The organism is Streptomyces sp. H51 (genome assembly GCF_035656535.1).
In the GTDB taxonomy this organism is placed as follows: domain Bacteria; phylum Actinomycetota; class Actinomycetes; order Streptomycetales; family Streptomycetaceae; genus Streptomyces.
This window is the reverse complement of sequence record NZ_JAYMHD010000076.1, coordinates 73849-91574: the sequence shown is the minus strand read 5'-3', so window position 1 is coordinate 91574 and position 17726 is coordinate 73849. Positions and strand designations below refer to the sequence as shown.

At 72.3% G+C, this 17726-nt stretch carries 16 protein-coding genes and 1 riboswitch; of the genes, 2 read left to right on the top strand and 14 right to left on the bottom strand.

The features are described from left to right. Positions 1-48 precede the first annotated feature (48 nt). From VKA29_RS28700 to rlmN, 4 genes are all read right to left on the bottom strand, one after another. The gene (locus VKA29_RS28700; RefSeq protein ID WP_324788898.1) at positions 49-1068 is read right to left on the bottom strand and encodes an ABC transporter ATP-binding protein; all 1020 of its coding nucleotides are present in this window, start codon (positions 1066-1068) and stop codon (positions 49-51) included. Next, positions 1069-2670 (bottom strand): iron ABC transporter permease, encoded by a 1602-nt coding sequence (locus tag VKA29_RS28695; RefSeq protein ID WP_324788897.1) that lies wholly within the window; start codon positions 2668-2670, stop codon positions 1069-1071. A 62-nt stretch (positions 2671-2732) separates the two neighbouring features. After that, positions 2733-3806, bottom strand: coding sequence for a thiamine ABC transporter substrate-binding protein (locus VKA29_RS28690; protein ID WP_324788896.1), 1074 nt, complete (start codon positions 3804-3806; stop codon positions 2733-2735). 80 nt (positions 3807-3886) lie between these two features. Then, positions 3887-3994: riboswitch (TPP riboswitch) on the bottom strand. Positions 3995-4028: 34 nt separating this feature from the next. After that, positions 4029-5135, bottom strand: a complete 1107-nt coding sequence (gene rlmN, locus VKA29_RS28685; protein WP_324788895.1) for a 23S rRNA (adenine(2503)-C(2))-methyltransferase RlmN — start codon at positions 5133-5135, stop codon at positions 4029-4031. Positions 5136-5607: 472 nt separating this feature from the next. Between rlmN and VKA29_RS28680 the strand changes: the two genes are divergently transcribed. Further along, complete coding sequence (locus VKA29_RS28680) at positions 5608-6924, top strand: PP2C family protein-serine/threonine phosphatase (RefSeq protein ID WP_324788894.1); 1317 nt, start codon at positions 5608-5610, stop codon at positions 6922-6924. On the opposite strand, the gene VKA29_RS28675 is transcribed toward VKA29_RS28680, so the two are convergent. The 5 genes from VKA29_RS28675 to rpsB form a co-directional block, all read right to left on the bottom strand. Beyond that, a complete protein-coding gene (locus VKA29_RS28675; RefSeq protein ID WP_324788893.1) occupies positions 6845-7969 on the bottom strand; it encodes a phosphatidate cytidylyltransferase in 1125 nt (374 codons plus the stop codon). The two genes, VKA29_RS28680 and VKA29_RS28675, sit on opposite strands and share 80 nt — an antisense overlap. Continuing rightward, a complete protein-coding gene (frr, locus tag VKA29_RS28670) occupies positions 7969-8526 on the bottom strand; it encodes a ribosome recycling factor (RefSeq protein ID WP_324788892.1) in 558 nt (185 codons plus the stop codon). The genes VKA29_RS28675 and frr overlap by 1 nt, the downstream gene beginning before the upstream one ends. A gap of 128 nt (positions 8527-8654) precedes the next feature. Beyond that, on the bottom strand, positions 8655-9413 hold the full coding sequence (gene pyrH / locus VKA29_RS28665; protein ID WP_324788891.1) for a UMP kinase: 759 nt from the start codon (positions 9411-9413) through the stop codon (positions 8655-8657). Between the two features lie 186 nt (positions 9414-9599). Next, entirely contained in the window at positions 9600-10436 is an 837-nt protein-coding gene (tsf, locus tag VKA29_RS28660; RefSeq protein ID WP_324788890.1) for a translation elongation factor Ts, read from the bottom strand. A gap of 179 nt (positions 10437-10615) precedes the next feature. Further along, positions 10616-11500 (bottom strand): 30S ribosomal protein S2, encoded by an 885-nt coding sequence (gene rpsB / locus VKA29_RS28655; protein WP_324788889.1) that lies wholly within the window; start codon positions 11498-11500, stop codon positions 10616-10618. A 271-nt stretch (positions 11501-11771) separates the two neighbouring features. Here rpsB and VKA29_RS28650 point away from each other — a divergent pair, with 271 nt between their 5' ends. After that, a complete protein-coding gene (locus VKA29_RS28650) occupies positions 11772-12341 on the top strand; it encodes a M23 family metallopeptidase (RefSeq protein ID WP_324788888.1) in 570 nt (189 codons plus the stop codon). Positions 12342-12616: 275 nt separating this feature from the next. Here the strand turns inward: VKA29_RS28650 and VKA29_RS28645 are convergent, their stop codons facing one another. From VKA29_RS28645 to VKA29_RS28625, 5 genes are all read right to left on the bottom strand, one after another. Continuing rightward, positions 12617-13174: a helix-turn-helix domain-containing protein gene (locus VKA29_RS28645; protein ID WP_324788947.1), complete on the bottom strand. Its 558-nt coding sequence runs from the start codon at positions 13172-13174 to the stop codon at positions 12617-12619. A gap of 72 nt (positions 13175-13246) precedes the next feature. Then, entirely contained in the window at positions 13247-14089 is an 843-nt protein-coding gene (gene whiG, locus VKA29_RS28640) for an RNA polymerase sigma factor WhiG (protein ID WP_324788887.1), read from the bottom strand. Between the two features lie 286 nt (positions 14090-14375). Further along, positions 14376-15707: a DNA-processing protein DprA gene (gene dprA, locus VKA29_RS28635; RefSeq protein WP_324788886.1), complete on the bottom strand. Its 1332-nt coding sequence runs from the start codon at positions 15705-15707 to the stop codon at positions 14376-14378. Next, positions 15704-17329, bottom strand: a complete 1626-nt coding sequence (locus VKA29_RS28630; RefSeq protein WP_324788884.1) for a YifB family Mg chelatase-like AAA ATPase — start codon at positions 17327-17329, stop codon at positions 15704-15706. Before VKA29_RS28630 ends, dprA begins: the two co-directional genes overlap by 4 nt. Next, positions 17329-17721 carry a YraN family protein gene (locus tag VKA29_RS28625; protein ID WP_420718581.1) on the bottom strand — a complete coding sequence of 131 codons (393 nt, stop codon included), beginning with the start codon at positions 17719-17721 and terminating at the stop codon, positions 17329-17331. The genes VKA29_RS28630 and VKA29_RS28625 overlap by 1 nt, the downstream gene beginning before the upstream one ends. Between the last annotated feature and the right edge of the window lie 5 nt (positions 17722-17726).

The following is a 17726-nucleotide window of genomic DNA, read 5'->3' as shown; positions in this document are numbered from 1 at the left end:
TCGTCCATCCGGACGGTACTCCGCCGTGGGCTCGACGGCCCGCGCGGATCACCCGAGCACGACGACTTCCGCCGCGTCGAACCGCACCCCCACCGTCGCCCCGGCCTCCGGCGCCTCCCGCAGCGCGCACGCCGCCTCCAGGCGCGGGGCGTCCCGCGGCTGCAGGTGCAGGGCGACATGGGTGCCCTTGAAGGTGCGCGCGGCGACCGTGCAGCGCAGCCCCTCGTCGGCAGGCACCAGACGCACCCCGGCGGGCCGCACCAGCAGGGTCCGGGTGCCCGGCGAGGCGTCCTCGGCCACCGGCACCTTCCCCCACGGCGTGTCCGCGGCATGGCCGCTCACGGTGGCCTCGACGACGTTCTCGAAGCCGAGGAAGCGTGCCACGAAGGCGTCCGCCGGCCGCTGCCACACCTCCAGCGGCGTACCGGACTGCGCGATGCGCCCGTCGCGCATCACCACCACCCGGTCGGCCAGCGCGAACGCCTCACCCTGGTCGTGCGTCACGGCGAGCACGGTCATGCCCAACGCGCCGAAGACTTCCCGCAGTTCGACGACCAGGCGCTCCCGCAGCGAGCGGTCGAGCTGGCCGAGCGGCTCGTCGAGCATCAGCAGGCTCGGCCGGGGCGCGAGCGCGCGGGCCAGTGCCACGCGCTGCTGCTCCCCGCCGGAGAGCGAGGCCACGGCCCGGCCGGCGGCCCCCGGCAGGCCGACCATGTCGAGCAACTCCTTTACGCGGTCGCCCTGTTCCCGCTTGCCGACCCCGCGCATCCGCAGCCCGAAGGCGACGTTGCCGCCCACGTCCCGCTGCGGGAACAACTGGTGGTCCTGGAACATCAGCCCGACCCCACGCCGGTGCGCGGGCACGCCCGCCTGGTCCCGCCCGCCGAGCAGGACCCGCCCGGCGTGCAGGGGCTGCAGCCCCGCCACCGCCCGCAGCAGCGTCGACTTGCCGCTGCCGCTCGGTCCGAGCACGCACACGGTCTCGTGCTCGGCGACGTCCAGGTCGACCGTGTCCAGCACGGCCCGCCTCCCGAACCGCACGGTCGCGCCCCGCAGGCTGAGCAGCATCTACAACTCCCCCGCTCGATCGGTCCGGAGACGCTCCAGCACCAGCAGCGCCACCGCGCACACCACCATCAGAATCGTCGACAGGGCCATCGCCTGCCCGTAGTTGAGGTCGCCCGGCCGGCCCAGCAGGCGGGCCACGGCGACCGGCAGCGTCGGGTTGTCCGGCCGTGCGATGAACACGGTCGCCCCGAACTCCCCCAGCGACACCGCGAACGCGAACCCGGCCGCGACCAGCAGAGCCCGCCGCACCATCGGCAGGTCGACCTCCCGCCACACCCGCCAGGGCGACGCCCCGAGCACGGCCGCCGCCTCCCGCAGCCGCGCGTCCACGGCCCGCAGCACCGGCAGCATGGTCCGCACCACGAAGGGGACGCCGACCAGCGCCTGCGCGAGCGGCACCAGGATCCACGAGCCGCGCAGGTCCAGCGGCGGCTCGTCGAGCGCGATCAGGAACCCGAACCCGACGGTCACCGCGGACACCCCGAGCGGCAGCATCAGCAGCGCGTCGAAGCCGCGGACCAGCCGGCCGGCGTCCCGGCGGGCCAGCGCGGCGGCGGCCAGGCCGCCGATCAGCACGGCGATCGCGGTGGCGGCGAGGGCGTATCGGAGGGAGTTGCCGACCGCGTCGATGGGCGGGACCAGGAAGACGTTGCCGGCCTGACCGGTCAGCGCCCGGTAGTAGCCGAAGCCGGGCGCGGTGAGGGACCGTTGGACCAGGACGGCCGGCGGCAGCACGAGCAGGACCGCGATCGTGCTGAGGACCCCGGCCAGCAGCGCCCACTGCCCGGCGCCGCGCGGCCGGCGCGCGGTCACGGAGGCGTCCACCAGCCGCAGCGCGGTCTCCCGCCGCCGGACCGTCCACGCGTGCACGGCGAGGATCGCGCCCACCGCCGCGAACTGGACGACGGTGAGGACGGCGGCCGTCGACAGGTCGAAGATCTCGGACGTCTGCCGGTAGATCTCCACTTCGAGCGTGGCGAAGGCCGGGCCGCCCAGGATCTGCACCACGCCGAAGGAGGTGAAGGTGAACAGGAACACCATCAGCGCGGCGGCGGCCACCGCGGGCGCCAGCGCCGGCAGGGTGACCCGCCGCCAGGCCGTGAGCGGGGAGGCGCCGAGCACCCGGGCCGCCTCCTCCTGCCGGGGGTCGAGCTGGGCCCACAGCCCGCCCACGGTGCGGACGACGACGGCGTAGTTGAAGAAGACGTGCGCGAGCAGGATGGCCCACACGGTGGTGTCCAGCCGCACCCCCCACCACGCGTCGAGCAGTCCGCCGCGGCCGACCAGCGCGAGGAACGCCGTGCCGACGACGACCGTGGGCAGCACGAACGGCACCGTGACCACGGCCCGCAGCAGCTGCTTGCCGGGGAAGTCGAGGCGGGCGAAGACGTAGGCGCCGGGGAGCGCGACCGCCAGTGTCAGCGCGGTGGAGACGCAGGCCTGCCAGGTGGTGAACCACAGCACGTGCCGGATGCCGTCCTGCCCGAGCACGTCCGCGATCCGGCCGAGGTGCCACACCCCGTCCGTCCTCAGCCCGCGGGCGACGATCGCGGCGACGGGGTAGGCGAAGAACAGCGCGAAGAACGCGGCCGGCCCGGCCATCAGCGCGAGCCGCGCCGCGTTCCCCGCACGGGTACGGCGGACCGCTGCCCCGGAGCGGACCGCTACTTCAGTACGAGCGACGTCCACGACTTGACCCACTGGTCACGGTCGGCGGCGATCCTGCCGGGGGCCAGGGTCTCCGGGTCCGCGGCCGGCTTGCCGTACTTCACGAACTCCGGCGGCACCTGAGCACCCTCGCGCACCGGGTAGACGAACATGTTCAGCGGCATGTCCTGCTGGAACTTCTCGGTGAGCAGGAAGTCGATGAGGGCCTTGCCGCCCGCGGGGTTCTTCGCGTTGCTCAGCAGCCCCGCGTACTCGGTCTGCCGGAAGCAGGTCCCGTACGACACCCCGGTCGGCGCGGTCGCCGGCTTCGGGTCGGCGAAGACGACCTCGGCGGGCGGCGAGGAGGCGTACGACACGACGAGCGGCCGGTCGCCGCCCGCCTTCCGTCCGCCGGCCGAGCCGGAGAACTCCTCGTTGTAGGCCTGCTCCCAGCCGTCGACGACCTTCACGCCGTTGGCCTTGAGCTTCTTCCAGTAGCCCTGCCAGCCCCCATCGCCGTACTTCGCGGCGGTGCCGAGCAGGAAGCCGAGGCCGGGCGAGGAGGTGGCGGCGTTCTCGGTGACGAGGAGGTTCTTGTACGCGGGCTCGGCGAGGTCGTCGAACGACGCCGGCGGGGCCAGCTTGTGCTTGCTGAAGTACGCCTTGTCGTAGTTGACGCAGATGTCGCCGTAGTCGACGGGCGTGACCCGGTGCTTCGCCTGGTCGACCCGGTGCTCGGGCAGGATCCGGCCGGAGTCCTTCGCCCGGTACGGCTGGAACAGCCCGTTGTCGAGGGCCCGGGAGAGGAGGGTGTTGTCCACTCCGAAGAAGACGTCGCCCTGCGGGTTGTCCTTGGTCAGGACGGCCTTGTTGACGGCCTGGCCGGCGTCGCCGTCCTTGAGGACCTTGACCTGGTAGCCGGAGGACTTCTCGAAGTCCTTCAGCACGCTCTTGGAGACGGCCCACGAGTCGTGGCTGACGAGGGTGACGGTCTTGGAGTCCGTCGCGCCGGAGTCGCCGGACGATCCGCACGCCGACAGCGCGACGAGGCCGAGCCCGGCGGCGACGGCCACGAGGGTCTTGTGGTGCACTGGATTCCTCCTGGGGCTGACCAGGAAGAGACGCGGCCCTGCCCGGGACCCGCGAGGGGTGCCCGGGCAGGGCGCAACAGCTTGAGTGGTGACCGAACTTCCTACCCAGAATGACCTGGGCGAGGTTCAGAGGGTCTGCGGCCCGGTTGCCGCACTCTCAGCGCTGTGGCGCTCCCCTGTCGGAATATGAAGATGTTCTTACGAGTCCTTACGGGGGTCAGACTACCGTTCGGTGGCGGCCAGCTGACCGCACGCCCCGTCGATCTCCTGCCCGCGGGTGTCCCGGATGGTCACCGGCACCCCGTGCGCCGCGATGGCCTCGACGAACGCCTTCTCGTCCGCGGGCCGGGAGGCGGTCCACTTCGAGCCCGGCGTCGGGTTGAGCGGGATCAGGTTGACGTGCACCGGCCTGCCCTTGAGCAGCCGCCCGAGCCGGTCGCCGCGCCAGGCCTGGTCGTTGATGTCGCGGATCAGCGCGTACTCGATGGACAGCCGGCGCCCCGACTTCTCCGCGTACTCGAATCCGGCGTCGAGGACCTCGCGCACCTTCCACCGCGTGTTGACCGGGACGAGGGTGTCGCGCAGTTCGTCGTCGGGGGCGTGCAGCGAGATCGCGAGCCGGCACTTGAAGCCCTCGTCGGAGAACCGGTGGATGGCGGGCACCAGCCCGACCGTGGAGACGGTGATCCCGCGCTGCGACAGCCCGAGCCCGTCCGGTGCGGGGTCGGTGAGCGCCCGGATCGCCTGGACGACCCGCTTGTAGTTGGCGAGCGGCTCACCCATGCCCATGAAGACGATGTTGGACAGCCGGGCGGGCCCGCCGGGGACCTCCCCGTCCCTGAGCGCCCGCATCCCGTCGACGATCTGGTGCACGATCTCGGCGGTCGACAGGTTCCGGTCCAGCCCCGCCTGCCCGGTCGCGCAGAACGGGCAGTTCATCCCGCAGCCCGCCTGCGAGCTGATGCACATGGTCACCCGGTCCGGGTAGCGCATCAGCACCGACTCCACGAGCGTGCCGTCGAACAGCCGCCACAGCGTCTTGCGGGTGGTGCCCTGGTCGGTCGACAGATGCCGGACGACGGTCATCAGCTCGGGAAGCAGCGCCTCCCGCAGCCTGTCCCGCGACCCCGCGGGGATGTCGGTCCACTCGGCCGGATCGTGCGCGTACCGCGCGAAGTAGTGCTGCGAGAGCTGCTTGGCGCGAAACGGCTTCTCCCCGATCTCGGCCACCGCCTCCTTGCGCTCGGCAGGCGTGAGATCGGCGAGGTGCCGCGGCGGCTTCTTGGCTCCGCGGGGGGCGACGAAAGTGAGTTCTCCGGGCTTGGGCATGGTCGTACCAGTGTCGCAGATCCGGTCGGGTGACCTGCGGGTGCCGACGGGGACGGCCGGGCACGGTCGCGGCCACTGATCATCAGGACACACGACCCCGACGTGGACCGGTCGGACTGCCGGCAGACGCCCCCGGGCCGGCGGAATCCAGGCGTGCTACCAGATGTACTGGCAGGAGCCGCTCCGGGCACGCGCCGGGAGACACCCAGAAGCGACACGATCGACGCCTTCCGCAAGTTGGACAGCCGGAGCCCGCCCGCACCGGCCACAGCGCCAAGGTGCGTGATCCCCGCGGCGTCCGTGCATCCGTACGGCACTTGCGCGAAGAAAGGGAAGTGCTGCGGGGCATTTCCCGATTAAGGGACCAAAAGCCCCTTTTCTCCTGCGGGCGGTGCCCGTTTTCTTGAAGAGACGGTTCGTGGTGACGGCGGACGTGATGACAACCAGGGCGTGGGGGCCGGAGGTGGGCGTGATGCGAAAGGTCCTCGGCAGGCGGTCGCGCGCCGGTGCCCGGAGGGTGCTCGTGCCCCCCGCGGTGACGATCTCGCTCGTCCCCGTGCTTCTCCTGTTGGTCGATGTGATCAACACGCCCTCGATCCGACTGGGGCCGCTGATGGTGGCGGCGCCCGCGTTCGCGGCGGCGGTCTGCGGTCCGGAGGGTGTGCTCGGCGTGTCCGCGGTGACGCTGCCGTGCGTGGTCCTGGCCTCCTGGTCCAACCAGCAGCTGGGCACCGAGAACTTCCTGGTCCAGATGGTCACCACGGTCCTGATCATCGCGGCCGCCGTGGCCGCCGCCTCGGCGCGGATGCGCAGGGAGCGGCAGCTGGCACAGGCCCGCTGGGTCGCGGAGGTCACCCAGCGGGTGCTGCTGCATCCGCTGCCGCGCCGGATCGGGTCCTTCGACGTGGCCTCGCTGTACGAGTCGGCGGAGGAAGAGGCCGCCGTCGGCGGGGACCTGTACGCGATCGCCCGGCACGGGGACTGTTCCCGGCTGCTGCTCGGCGACGTGCAGGGCAAGGGACTGGCCTCGCTGGACATGGTCAGTTCGGTGCTGAACGGCTTCCGGCAGTCGGTCCGGCACGGCAGCCCGCTGCCGACGGTGGTGCGGGAGCTGGCGGCGGGGTTCCACGAGGACGTGCGGGAGATGTCCGCCGCGGCCGAGGCGTCCCCCGGCGGTTCCGGTGCGTACACGGACGAGTCGTTCGTGACCGCCGTCATGTGCGAGCTGCCCGACGAAGGGCCGATACGCCTGGTGAACCTGGGACATCCCGAGCCCCTGCTGCTGCGCGACGGAGAGGTCGTCGCGCTGGAGCCGACGGCAGCGGTGCCCCCGTTGGGCCTCGAAGACCTCAACGGCGGAGAAGTGGTGGTGGACACCACCGACTTCCCGACCGGCGCCACCCTGGTGTTCTACACCGACGGCGTGACCGAGGCGCGGAACCCGGCCGGCGACTTCTACCCGCTCGCCGACCGGTTGCGGAACTGGACCGGCCTGCCCCCGGACGCCCTGCTGGCCGCGGTCCGCGCCGACCTCCGCCGGCACGTGGACGGCCCGCTCACCGACGACGTGGCCATGGTGGCCCTCCAGCGCACCCCGGCGCCCGAGCCGGCTCGGGCGCCGGCCGCCGGCCGTCCCGCGAGCACACGGGCGGACTCGCACGACGGCGAGCCCGCGGGGTCCCCCGTCAGCCGGACCCGGCCGACGCCCGTCAGCCGGATCCGACGAAGGCCACCATCAGCAGCCACACCACCGGCGCCGTCGGAAGCAGGGAGTCCAGCCGGTCCATGATGCCGCCGTGCCCCGGCAGCAGCGTGCCCATGTCCTTGATGCCCAGGTCCCGCTTGATCATCGACTCGCCGAGGTCGCCCAGCGTCGCGCTCACGGCGACCGCGAGGCCGAGGAGCAGGCCCTGCCACCAGGTGCCGTCGTCGATCATGAACTGCATGCACAGCGCACCCGCCACCATCGCGAACGACACCGCCCCGAGCAGGCCCTCGCGGGTCTTGCCGGGACTGATGCGCGGGGCCAGTTTGTGGGTGCCGAAGCGCCAGCCGACGGCGTACGCGCCGGTGTCGCTGACGACGGTCAGCACCAGGAACGTCAGGACCCGCCACGGCCCGTCGGCGGCCGTCAGCAGCATGGCGACGAACGATGCCAGGAACGGCACGTAGAAGGCGGCGAAGACGCCCGCCGTGACGTCCTTGAGATAGCCCTCCGGCGGCTGCGCCATGCGCCAGACCAGGACCGCCAGCGAGGTCAGCGCCATCGCCACCCAGGCGCCCTCGGCGCCCCGGAGGTACCCGGCGACGACCATCGCCGCGCCACCGACCGCGAGCGGCACCAGGGGCGCCTTGATCTGCTTGCGTTCCGCCAGCCGGCTCGTCAGTTCCCACAGGCCCACCACGACGGCGGCCGCGATCACGCCCACGAAGGCGGCCTTGACGACGAACAGCGACGCGATGATCACCACGCCGAGCCCGAGGCCGACGCCTATCGCCGCGCTCAGGTCGCGCCCCGCGCTCTTCTTCTGCCGCCGGGGTGCGGGCTGACGGGCGTCGGGCATGGGCTCCGGATTCTGCGGCGCCGCCGCTCGCGGCTGCGCCGACGTGGTCTCGTCGCGGAACAAGGGGCCGCTCAGCCGAGCGGCCCCTCGGTCGTCATCCTGGTGTCCGCCATGGGCGGGTACGTCGGGCACGATGGGCATGGGGCGGGTCTGCTGCGTCTCAGGCGCATCGTACGCGGGACCCGCCGGGGCGGCCCCCTGGGCAGCCCCCTGCTCGGAGGGCCCCCAGTACCCGGCTTGTGGCGGCGCCCCCCAGGAAGAGTCGTTCATCAGACCTCGAGCAGCTCTGCTTCCTTGTGCTTGAGGAGCTCGTCCACCTGGGCGACGTACTTGTGCGTGGTGTCGTCGAGCTCCTTCTCCGCGCGCCGGCCCTCGTCCTCGCCGATCTCGCCGTCCTTGATCAGCTTGTCGATGGCGTCCTTGGCCTTGCGGCGCACGGAGCGGATGGACACCCGCGCGTCCTCCGCCTTGTGCTTGGCGACCTTGATGTAGTCGCGGCGGCGCTCCTCGGTCAGCTCGGGGAACACCACGCGGATGATGTTGCCGTCGTTGCTCGGGTTGACGCCCAGGTCGGAGTCGCGGATCGCCTGCTCGATGTTGCGCAGCGCGGTCTTGTCGAACGGCGTCACCACCGCCATGCGCGGCTCCGGCACGGAGAACGAAGCCAGCTGGTTGATCGGCGTCGGCGCGCCGTAGTAGTCGGCCACGATCTTGTTGAACATCGCCGGGTGCGCACGGCCGGTGCGGATCGCGGCGAAGTCCTCCTTGGCGACCACGACGGCCTTCTCCATCTTCTCCTCGGCCTCGAGGAGGGTCTCTTCGATCACCACTTGCTCCTGCGTGTCTTGAGTAGGCCCGGCTGCGTCCTTGGTGGGGGCGGCGGCCGGCTTCGTCGCGTCTTCTTCCTGAACGGTTCCCGACCGGCAGGACATTGTCCATCCCCCGGTCAGGCTCCTCAGCCCTGGCTGCCTTGGTCACCCACCAGCGTGCCGATCTTCTCACCCTTGACGGCGCGGGCGATATTGCCCTCCACCAGAAGCTCGAAGACGAGGATGGGGAGCTTGTTGTCGCGGCACAGCGTGATGGCGGTGGCGTCGGCGACCTTGAGCTCGCGCGTGATGACCTCGCCGTAGCCGAGGGAGTCGAACTTGACGGCGTCCGGGTTGGTCTTCGGGTCGGAGTCGTAGACCCCGTCCACGCCGTTCTTGCCCATCAGCAGCGCCTCGGCGTCGATCTCCAGGGCGCGCTGGGCGGCGGTGGTGTCGGTGGAGAAGTACGGCATGCCCATACCGGCGCCGAAGATGACCACGCGGCCCTTCTCCAGGTGGCGCACGGCACGCAGCGGGATGTACGGCTCGGCGACCTGGCCCATGGTGATGGCGGTCTGCACCCGGCTGTCGATGCCCTCCTTCTCCAGGAAGTCCTGGAGGGCGAGGCAGTTCATCACCGTGCCGAGCATGCCCATGTAGTCCGAGCGGGCCCGGTCCATGCCGCGCTGTTGGAGTTCGGCGCCGCGGAAGAAGTTGCCTCCGCCGATGACGACCGCGATCTGCGCGCCGTCACGCACGACGGCCGCGATCTCGCGGGCGATCTTGTGCACCACGTCGGGGTCGACGCCCAGGCCCCCGCCGCCGGAGAAGGCCTCTCCGGACAGCTTCAGCAGAAACCGGCCGCGTACTTTGCCGTCGTCGCTCTTCTCGGGCTTGGTGGTCATCGAGATCCGCCTCTTTCACGTGTTGCACATACGAAGAAGGCCACTGCCGGTGGGGGTGGTTCGCAACCCTTGCTCGGCAATGGCCTCCTCGTCAGTTCTGCTGTCCGTCACGCACGCGTGCTCGACGCCGTACGCGCACGACTGCTACCGACCCTATAGGGATCGGGTGCCCGTCGCGGCACGGACTCAGATGCCGACCTTGATGCGCGTGAAGCGCTTCAGGGTGACACCGGCCTCGTCCAGGACCTTCTGGACGGACTTCTTGTTGTCGAGCGCGTACGGCTGACCGAGCAGCGTGGCGTCCTTGAAGAAGCCGTTGAGGCGGCCTTCGACGATCTTGCCGATCGCGGCCTCGGGCTTGCCCTCGGCGCGGGTGGTCTCCTCGGCGATGCGGCGCTCGGACTCGACGACCTCGGCCGGGACGTCCTCCTTGGCGAGGTACTTCGGCGCGAAGGCGGCGATGTGCTGGGCGACGCCCTTGGCGACCTCGGCGTTCTCCTTGTCGAACTCGACGAGGACACCGATCTGCGGGGGCAGGTCGGGCATCGTGCGGTGCATGTACGCCGTCACGTAGCCGTCCGAGAACTGCGCGAAGCGGTCCAGGACGATCTTCTCACCGAGGTTGGCGTTGGCCTCGTCGACGAACGCCTGGACCGTCTTGCCGGCCTCGATCTCGGAGGCGAGCAGGGCCTCGATGTCGGCCGGGGAGGTCTTGGCCACGTGCTCGGCGATGGCCTTGGCGACGGCCTGGAACTTGTCGCCCTTGGCGACGAAGTCCGTCTCGCACTTCAGCTCGACCAGGACGCCGGAGGAGTTGTCGTCGGCGATGATGGAGACCACGGCGCCGTTCTCGGCGGAGCGGCCCTCGCGCTTGGCGACGCCCTTCTGGCCCTTGATGCGCAGCGCCTCGACGGCCTTGTCGACGTTGCCCTCGGCCTCGTCCAGCGCCTTCTTGCAGTCCATCATGCCGGCGCCGGTGAGCTCACGAAGCTTCTTGACGTCGGCGGCGGTGTAGTTCGCCATGAGTCTGAATCTTTCTCGAAGTCTGGAAGATCGAAGATCTACGGGGTTCGCGGCACCCATCGGGAGGGATGCCGCTGACGCTCCGCTGATCAACGGGTGAACGGCGGGAGCGGTCCTCACCGCGCCGGAGGCGTACCGGTTGCGGTACCGCTCCCGCCGTCACCACGGACGCTGACGGGTCAGGCCTGCTCGGCCTCGGCGGCGGGGGCCTCGGCGGCGGGGGCCTCGGCGGCCTCCGCGGCGGGGGCCTCAGCGGCGGCCTCGGCGGGCTTCTCGGCCTCGTCCGCCTTCTTCTCGCCCTCGAGCAGGTCGCGCTCCCACTCGGCGAGCGGCTCGCCCGCGGCCTTCTCGCCCTTGTCGCCGGTGGCGACGCCGGAACGGGCGATGAGGCCCTCGGCGACGGCGTCGGCGATCACACGGGTGAGCAGGGTGACGGAGCGGATGGCGTCGTCGTTGCCCGGGATCTTGTAGTCGACCTCGTCGGGGTCGCAGTTGGTGTCGAGGATCGCGACGACCGGGATGTTGAGCTTGCGGGCCTCGCCGACCGCGATGTGCTCCTTCTTGGTGTCCACGATCCAGACGGCGCTGGGCACCTTCTGCATCTCGCGGATACCGCCGAGGGTCTTCTCCAGCTTGGCCTTCTCACGCGAGAGGACCAGGAGCTCCTTCTTGGTCAGACCGGAGGACGCGACGTCCTCGAAGTCGATCTGCTCCAGCTCCTTCAGGCGCTGCAGACGCTTGTAGACGGTGGAGAAGTTGGTGAGCATGCCGCCCAGCCAGCGCTGGTTGACGAAGGGCATGCCGACGCGGGTGGCCTGCTCGGCGATGGCCTCCTGCGCCTGCTTCTTCGTGCCGACGAACATGACCGTGCCGCCGTGGGCGACGGTCTCCTTGACGAACTCGTAGGCGCGGTCGATGTACGACAGCGACTGGAGCAGGTCGATGATGTAGATGCCGTTGCGCTCGGTGAAGATGAAGCGCTTCATCTTCGGGTTCCAGCGACGGGTCTGGTGACCGAAGTGGACGCCGCTCTCCAGCAGCTCCCGCATCGTGACGACGGCCATGGCCGTATCTCCTTGAAGTTCTCGGTTGTGCCGCGGATGCCGGACGGCTCCCGCGCCTGACGCCCGCGTGCGCCTTGCCGCAAGGGACCGAGGGGCGCTGACTCCGGCTTGTGATCACCAGGTGTCGGGGCGTGCGAAGTCGACCCGGTGACCCGGATCGCCAGAAGAAGTGTACGGGACCGGCGAGGTGCCGGGTGACGCCGTTGTCCACAACCGGGTGATGGTCCACAGGTTCCGGCCCCGGCCGGCGGGGGTGCGGGACGGTTGCGGCATGGGAGCGAAACGAGCTACGGGCCGGGCGGGCGCGGTGCTGCTGGGGGTGGTGTCGGCCGTCCTGGCGCCCTGGGCGTGGGCGGACGCCCCGGTTGCGCCGACCGGGTCGGTTCCTCCGGTGCCCGCCGTCGCCCGGGTCTGGCCGGTGGGCGACCGGCCGGCGGTGCTGCGCGGCTGGCAGCCCCCGGCCACCGTGTACGGACCGGGTCACCGGGGTGTGGATCTGGCGGCGACGGCCGGAACGCCGGTACGGGCGGTGGCGGCGGGCCGGGTGTCCTTCGCGGGCCGGGTGGCGGGCCGGGGCGTGGTCTCCGTGGCGCTGGCGGGCACCGGGCTGCGGACGACGTACGAGCCGGTGCGGGCGTCGGTGCGGACGGGGGACGACGTGGCGGCGGGCGAGGTGGTGGGCACGGTGGAGCCGACGGCGGCGCACTGCTCGGTGGTGTGCGTGCACTGGGGGCTGCTCCGGGACGGTACCTACCTCGACCCGCTGTCGCTGCTGCCGCCCTGGCTGCTGGGCCGGGGACCGTCCCGCCTGCTGCCGGTACTCGGGGTGCCGCTGCCGTAGCCGCCGCGCGTAGCCGCCGGCGCGGACCGGGGCCGCTGCCGCGAGGCGGCCGGGCCGTCGCCATGGCCGCGGACCGCGGTGCAGCCATGACCGGGCCTCGTCGGCGCCGCGACCGCACGCCGTCCCTCCGCGGCGCGGCGACCGTGTGCCGCCCCGCCGTGACGTCCACGTGACGTCCGCGTGCCCTTCGCCTGCAGTTCGCGTGCCGTCCGCCGTCGTGACCGCGGGGTCTGCGGGGCTCGCGAGGTCTGCGGGGCGCCGCGGGGCTTGCGGGGTCAGCCGCGTACGCCGCGCAGTGCCATCGCCACGGCAGCCTCCGTGATCGCCGCCGGGTCCTCGGCCGCCCCCAGCTCGGTCCGCCGTACGGCCGCGTCCACGACGCCCTGGAGCAGCATCGCGGCCAGCCGCGGCTCGGCGTGCCCCATCTCACCGAGGGCCTCGACGATCAGCGCGACGAGGCCGCCGTGCGCGGCCCGGATCTTCTCCCGGGCGCCGGCGTCGAGTTCGCTCGCCGAGATCGCGACCACGGCCCGGTGCCGCCGGTCGCCCACCAGCGCCAGCTGCCTGCGCACGTACGCCTCGACCTTGGCCTCCGGCGTGCGCTCGAGCTCCATCGCCGCGGCGACCTCCGCCGCCCAGACGGGGAAGTCGACCTCGCACAGCTCCTCGACGACCGCGGCGCGCGAGCGGAAGTACTCGTACACCGACGATCGCGCGAGGCCCGTGCGCTCGGCGAGGGCCGGGAAGGTCAGCGCCTCCGTCCCGCCCTCGGACAACAGGGACCGGGCCGCGTCCAGCAGGGCGGCTCGCTGCATCGACCTGTGCTCGGCCACGGAGGCCGCTCGAATCCTTGGCACGCCGAACACTCTACGGACGCACCGCCGCCGGCGGGAGTGACGCGTCGCTCAGCGGCCGAAGGCCGCCAGCTTCGCCCGCAGCTGCAGCACCGACTTGGTGTGGATCTGGCTGACCCGGCTCTCGGTGACACCGAGCACGTTGCCGATCTCGGCGAGCGTGAGCCCCTCGTAGTAGTAGAGCGTGACGACGGTCTTCTCGCGTTCGGGCAGGGTGTTGATCGCCCGCGCCAGAAACCGCCTGAGCTCGCGGTCCTCGGCGACCTCCACGGGGTCGGCGGCGGCGGTGTCCTCCAGCGTGTCCATCACGCTGAGCCCGTCGCCGCCCTCTCCCCCGACGTGCAGCAGCTCTTCCAGGGCCACCACGTTGGCCAGCGACAACTGGCTGAACACCGAATGGAGTTCCTCCACGGTGAAGCCCAGTTCGGTGGCCACCTCCCCCTCGGTCGGGGTGCGCCTGAGCCGTGCCTCCAGCGCGGCGTACGCCCGTTCCACGTTCCGAGCCTTCTGCCGCACCGACCGCGGGATCCAGTCGAGCGCCCGCAGCTCGTCGATCATCGCGCCCCTGATGCGGGTGATCGCGTAGGTCTCGAACTTGGTCTCCCGGTCGACGTCGAACTTCTCGATCGCGTCGATGAGCCCGAAGACCCCGGAGGAGACGAAGTCGGCCTGTTCCACGTTGGGCGGCAGACCGACGCTCACCCGGCCCGCCACGTACTTCACCAGGGGCGAGTAGTGCAGGATCAGCTGCTCCCGCAGCCGCTCGTCTCCCGTCGCCTTGTACGACCGCCACAGCTCGTCGAGCGTCGAGGGAGCGGGCGGCCGCACGCTGCCACCGTCGCGGGCGGCTGGGGGGATCGCCGCCCGGTCGGACCCGGAGGTGTGCTGGGGCATTCGTCGCCTTGTGCCGTTCTGCCGTGAAGTGGGGATGCCTGGGGGAGCTGTCGCTTGGGTGTCGAGTGTCGAGATTGCCTGCCGTGGCCGGTCTGCGCCGGGATCCTCGTGAGCGTAGCGTGACTGCGGCGTCGCGGTGCGCGAAGGGCGGAGTGCCACGCGTCCGCAGATACGTTCCGTGAGGCACGCCGGGGCGCGCCGATCGCTCTGCGTGATCGGCGCGGCGTGCCAACTGCGGGAATTTCCACAGGTGTCCGGCCTCCCCCGGACGGCCGAACACGCTCGGTCAGCACGGGCCGGGGTCGGCGCGGACCGAGATCATCGCCTGGCGTGTCAACTTCCAGTCGTCGCCATGTCGTTCGACGTAACCGAGTGATCGGAGTTCGTACAGTCTGGCGATGGCGTCGTCCTGCGTGGTCTGCGCGCCCCGGGCGATCTCGCCCGGCGGCGCGGTGCCGCGGCCGGGCAGCGCGGCGAGGACGCGGCGGGCCGCGGGTTCGAGGAGGTCGCGGGGCAGCACCGGGCCGTGGCGTACGGGCGCCAGTTCTCCCATGTCACCGACCAGTTCGGCGACCTCAGCGGCATCGGTGACCAGTACCCCCTCCGAGCGCAGCAGTTCGTGCACGCCCGCGGAGAGACTGCTGGTCACCGGCCCCGGGACGCCCATCGTGTGGCGGCCCAGGCGCTGCGCGGCCCGCGCCGTGGCCAGCGAGCCGCTGCGGCGGGCGGCCTCGACGACCACGGTGCCCCGGGTCAGCGCGGCGATCACCCTGTTGCGCACGATGAACCTGCTCGGCGTCGGGTGATCGCCGGGCGGCAGTTCCCCGATCACGAGTCCCTGCTCCGCGATCCTGGTGATCAGCGCGGTGTGGCCACGGGGGTAGGGCCGGTCGACCCCGCAGGCGAGTACGGCGACGGTGGCGCCGCCCGCCCCGAGCGCGCCGCGGTGGGCGGCGCCGTCGACTCCGTAGGCGCCGCCGGAGACCACCACCCAGCCGCGTTCGGCGAGGCCCGCGGCGAGGTCGGCGGCCATGTGCGCGCCGTACTCGGTGCAGGCGCGGGCGCCCACGAGGGCGACCGATCTGAGCGCCCAGATCCGCAGGCTGGGCCGTCCCCGCACCCACAGGCCCAGGGGCCGCGCGTCCCCCAGGTCGTCGAGCTGCCCCGGCCATTCCACGTCCCCGGGCGCCACGAACCGCGCCCCCACGTCACCGGCCAGAGCGAGGTCCCGCCGGGCGTCGGCGCGCTCGGCCCGGGCCCGCAGCCCGTCCCACCGCCGCCGGCTGATCCCCGGCAGGGGGGCACGGTCCCCCGCCAGGCGCCGGGCGACCTCACACACCCCGTACTCCCGCACCCAGCGCCCGACCGCCTCGTCGCCCGGCTCGGCGACCCGGGCGAGGAAGACACGGGCGAGCAGCTCACGGCCGCGGTCGTCGCGGTCATCGCGGTCATCGCGGTCGCGGTTCCCGACGCGGTTGTCACGGTCGCGGTCATCGCGGTCGCGGTTCCCGACGCGGTTGTCGCGGTCCCGGTCGCCGTTGTCGCGGTTCGCGACGCGGTCGCCGCCGTCCCGGTCGCGGCCGGCGGCGGTGCCGGTGCCGCCCGTGCCGGTGCTCATGTCAGCGCCCCGATCGCCATGGGCACCCCTCGGGGCACGCCGGTGCGCAGTTGCAGCGCCAGGGCGACGTCCGTCGCGCCGGGCCGGTCGTGGCCGGCCAGGTCGGCGACGGTCCAGGCGACCCGCAGCACGCGGTCGATGCCGCGTGCGGTCAGCACGCCCCGCTCCAGGTGGCGTTCCGCCTCGTCCATCGCGCCCGCCGCGGCGTGCCAGCGGCCGCGCAGTTCCCGGCCGGGCACCTCGCCGTTGGTGCGCCACGGGGTGCCCGCGAGCCGGGCCGCCGCCCGCTCCCTGGCCGCCCGCACCCGGTCGGCGACCGTCGCCGTGGTCTCGCCCCGGGCACCGTGCCCGGTCAGTTCGGCGCGGGTGACGCGGTCGACCTCCACCCGCAGGTCGACGCGGTCGAGCAGCGGTCCGGACAGCCGGGCCTGGTAGCGGCGGATCACCGAGGGCGGACACTCGCAGAAGTCGTCGGTCCGCGAGAAGCGACCGCACGGACAGGGGTTGGCCGCGAGCACCATGAGGAACTTCGCCGGGAACCGCACCACACCGGCGCTGCGGGCGATCACCACGTGCCCGGCCTCCAGCGGCTGCCGCAGCGCGTCGAGGGCCTTGCTGCTGAATTCGGGCGTCTCGTCCAGAAACAGGACGCCCCGGTGGGACAGCGACACGGCGCCGGGCCGGGCGGTGCTGGGGCCGCCTCCCACCAGCGCCTGCATGGTCGCCGAGTGATGCGGGGCGCAGTAGGGGGCCGCGTCGATCAGGGGCCTGCCCGGCGGCAGCAGTCCGGCCACCGAGTGCACCGCGGTGACCTCCAGGGACTCCTGGCGGGTGAGCCGGGGCAGCACGGCGGGCAGCCGCTCCGCCAGCATCGTCTTCCCGGCGCCGGGCGGGCCTTCCAGGAACAGGTGGTGGCCGCCCGCCGCGGCGACCTCCACCGCCGTCCTCGCCGAGAGCTGTCCCACCACGTCGGCCAGGTCGTGGCCCTGGTCGTGGGGTGCGGTGCCCGCGCCGGAACTCCCGGTGGCCGCGCCGGTGCCCGGCACCCGCAGGCCCGCGAGGAGCGGGTCCGGGCGGCCCTGCTCGTCCGGTTCCTCCTCGGGCACGGGTTCGTCGGCCAGCACGGCGATCAGCTGCCGCAGGGTGCGCACTCCGAGCACCGACACGCCGGGCACCAGGGACGCCTCGGCGGCGGCGCACTCCGGCACGACCACCTGCTCGTAGCCGGCGTCCGCCGCGGCCAGCACCGCCGGGAGGATGCCCCGCACCGGCCGTACCCGTCCGTCGAGCCCGAGTTCGCCGATCATCACGATGTCGGCGAGCACCCGCGGGTCGATCCGCTCGGCGGCGCCGAGCACCGCACACGCCACGGCGAGGTCGAAACCGCTGCCGGCCTTGGGCACCGAGGCCGGGCTGAGCCCCACCGTCAGTTTCTTCTGCGGCCACTCGCCGCCCGAGTTGACCACGGCCGCCCGTACCCGGTCCCGGCTCTCCGACAGGCTCTTGTCCGGCAGGCCCACCAGCGTGAACGCCGCCACGCCCGGTTCGAGATCGGCCTGGACCTCGACCAGTACGCCCTCGACGCCGACCAGCGCCACCGAGCACGTGCGGGCGAACCCCATCACGCCACCCCCCGGGCGTGCTCGACCACGGCGGCGCCGCGGTCGGGGAGCAGGACGCCGATCAGGTCGATGCGGACGCCGCCCGGTGGAGCGCCTCCGTGCTCCTGCGCCCAGCGCTCCGCCAGCCCCCGCAGCCGGTCGCTCTTGGCCGCGGTGACCGCCGCCATCGGATGCTCGAAGGAGCCCGCCCGGCGGGTCTTGACCTCGCAGATCACCAGGACGTCGCCGTCCCTGGCCACGATGTCGATCTCACCCGTCCGGCCGCACCGCCAGTTGCGTTCCACAACGGTCATCCCGGCCTCGGTCAGCCGTCGCGCGGCGAGTTCCTCGCCGTACCTGCCGAGTGCGCCTCGTGCGTTCATGTCGGCACCACCTCCGGCGCCAACCGTCACGCATC

Excerpts from the sequence above, each read along its gene's own strand:
- VKA29_RS28700 (WP_324788898.1), bottom strand. The coding sequence starts at position 1,068 with ATGCTGCTCAGCCTGCGGGGCGCGACCGTGCGGTTCGGGAGGCGGGCC.
- rlmN (WP_324788895.1), bottom strand. The coding sequence starts at position 5,135 with ATGCCCAAGCCCGGAGAACTCACTTTCGTCGCCCCCCGCGGAGCCAAG.
- VKA29_RS28695 (WP_324788897.1), bottom strand. The coding sequence starts at position 2,670 with ATGGCCGGGCCGGCCGCGTTCTTCGCGCTGTTCTTCGCCTACCCCGTC.
- VKA29_RS28680 (WP_324788894.1), top strand. The coding sequence starts at position 5,608 with ATGCGAAAGGTCCTCGGCAGGCGGTCGCGCGCCGGTGCCCGGAGGGTG.
- VKA29_RS28675 (WP_324788893.1), bottom strand. The coding sequence starts at position 7,969 with ATGAACGACTCTTCCTGGGGGGCGCCGCCACAAGCCGGGTACTGGGGG.
- tsf (WP_324788890.1), bottom strand. The coding sequence starts at position 10,436 with ATGGCGAACTACACCGCCGCCGACGTCAAGAAGCTTCGTGAGCTCACC.
- dprA (WP_324788886.1), bottom strand. The coding sequence starts at position 15,707 with ATGAGCACCGGCACGGGCGGCACCGGCACCGCCGCCGGCCGCGACCGG.
- VKA29_RS28630 (WP_324788884.1), bottom strand. The coding sequence starts at position 17,329 with ATGGGGTTCGCCCGCACGTGCTCGGTGGCGCTGGTCGGCGTCGAGGGC.
- rpsB (WP_324788889.1), bottom strand. The coding sequence starts at position 11,500 with ATGGCCGTCGTCACGATGCGGGAGCTGCTGGAGAGCGGCGTCCACTTC.
- VKA29_RS28650 (WP_324788888.1), top strand. The coding sequence starts at position 11,772 with ATGGGAGCGAAACGAGCTACGGGCCGGGCGGGCGCGGTGCTGCTGGGG.
- pyrH (WP_324788891.1), bottom strand. The coding sequence starts at position 9,413 with ATGACCACCAAGCCCGAGAAGAGCGACGACGGCAAAGTACGCGGCCGG.
- whiG (WP_324788887.1), bottom strand. The coding sequence starts at position 14,089 with ATGCCCCAGCACACCTCCGGGTCCGACCGGGCGGCGATCCCCCCAGCC.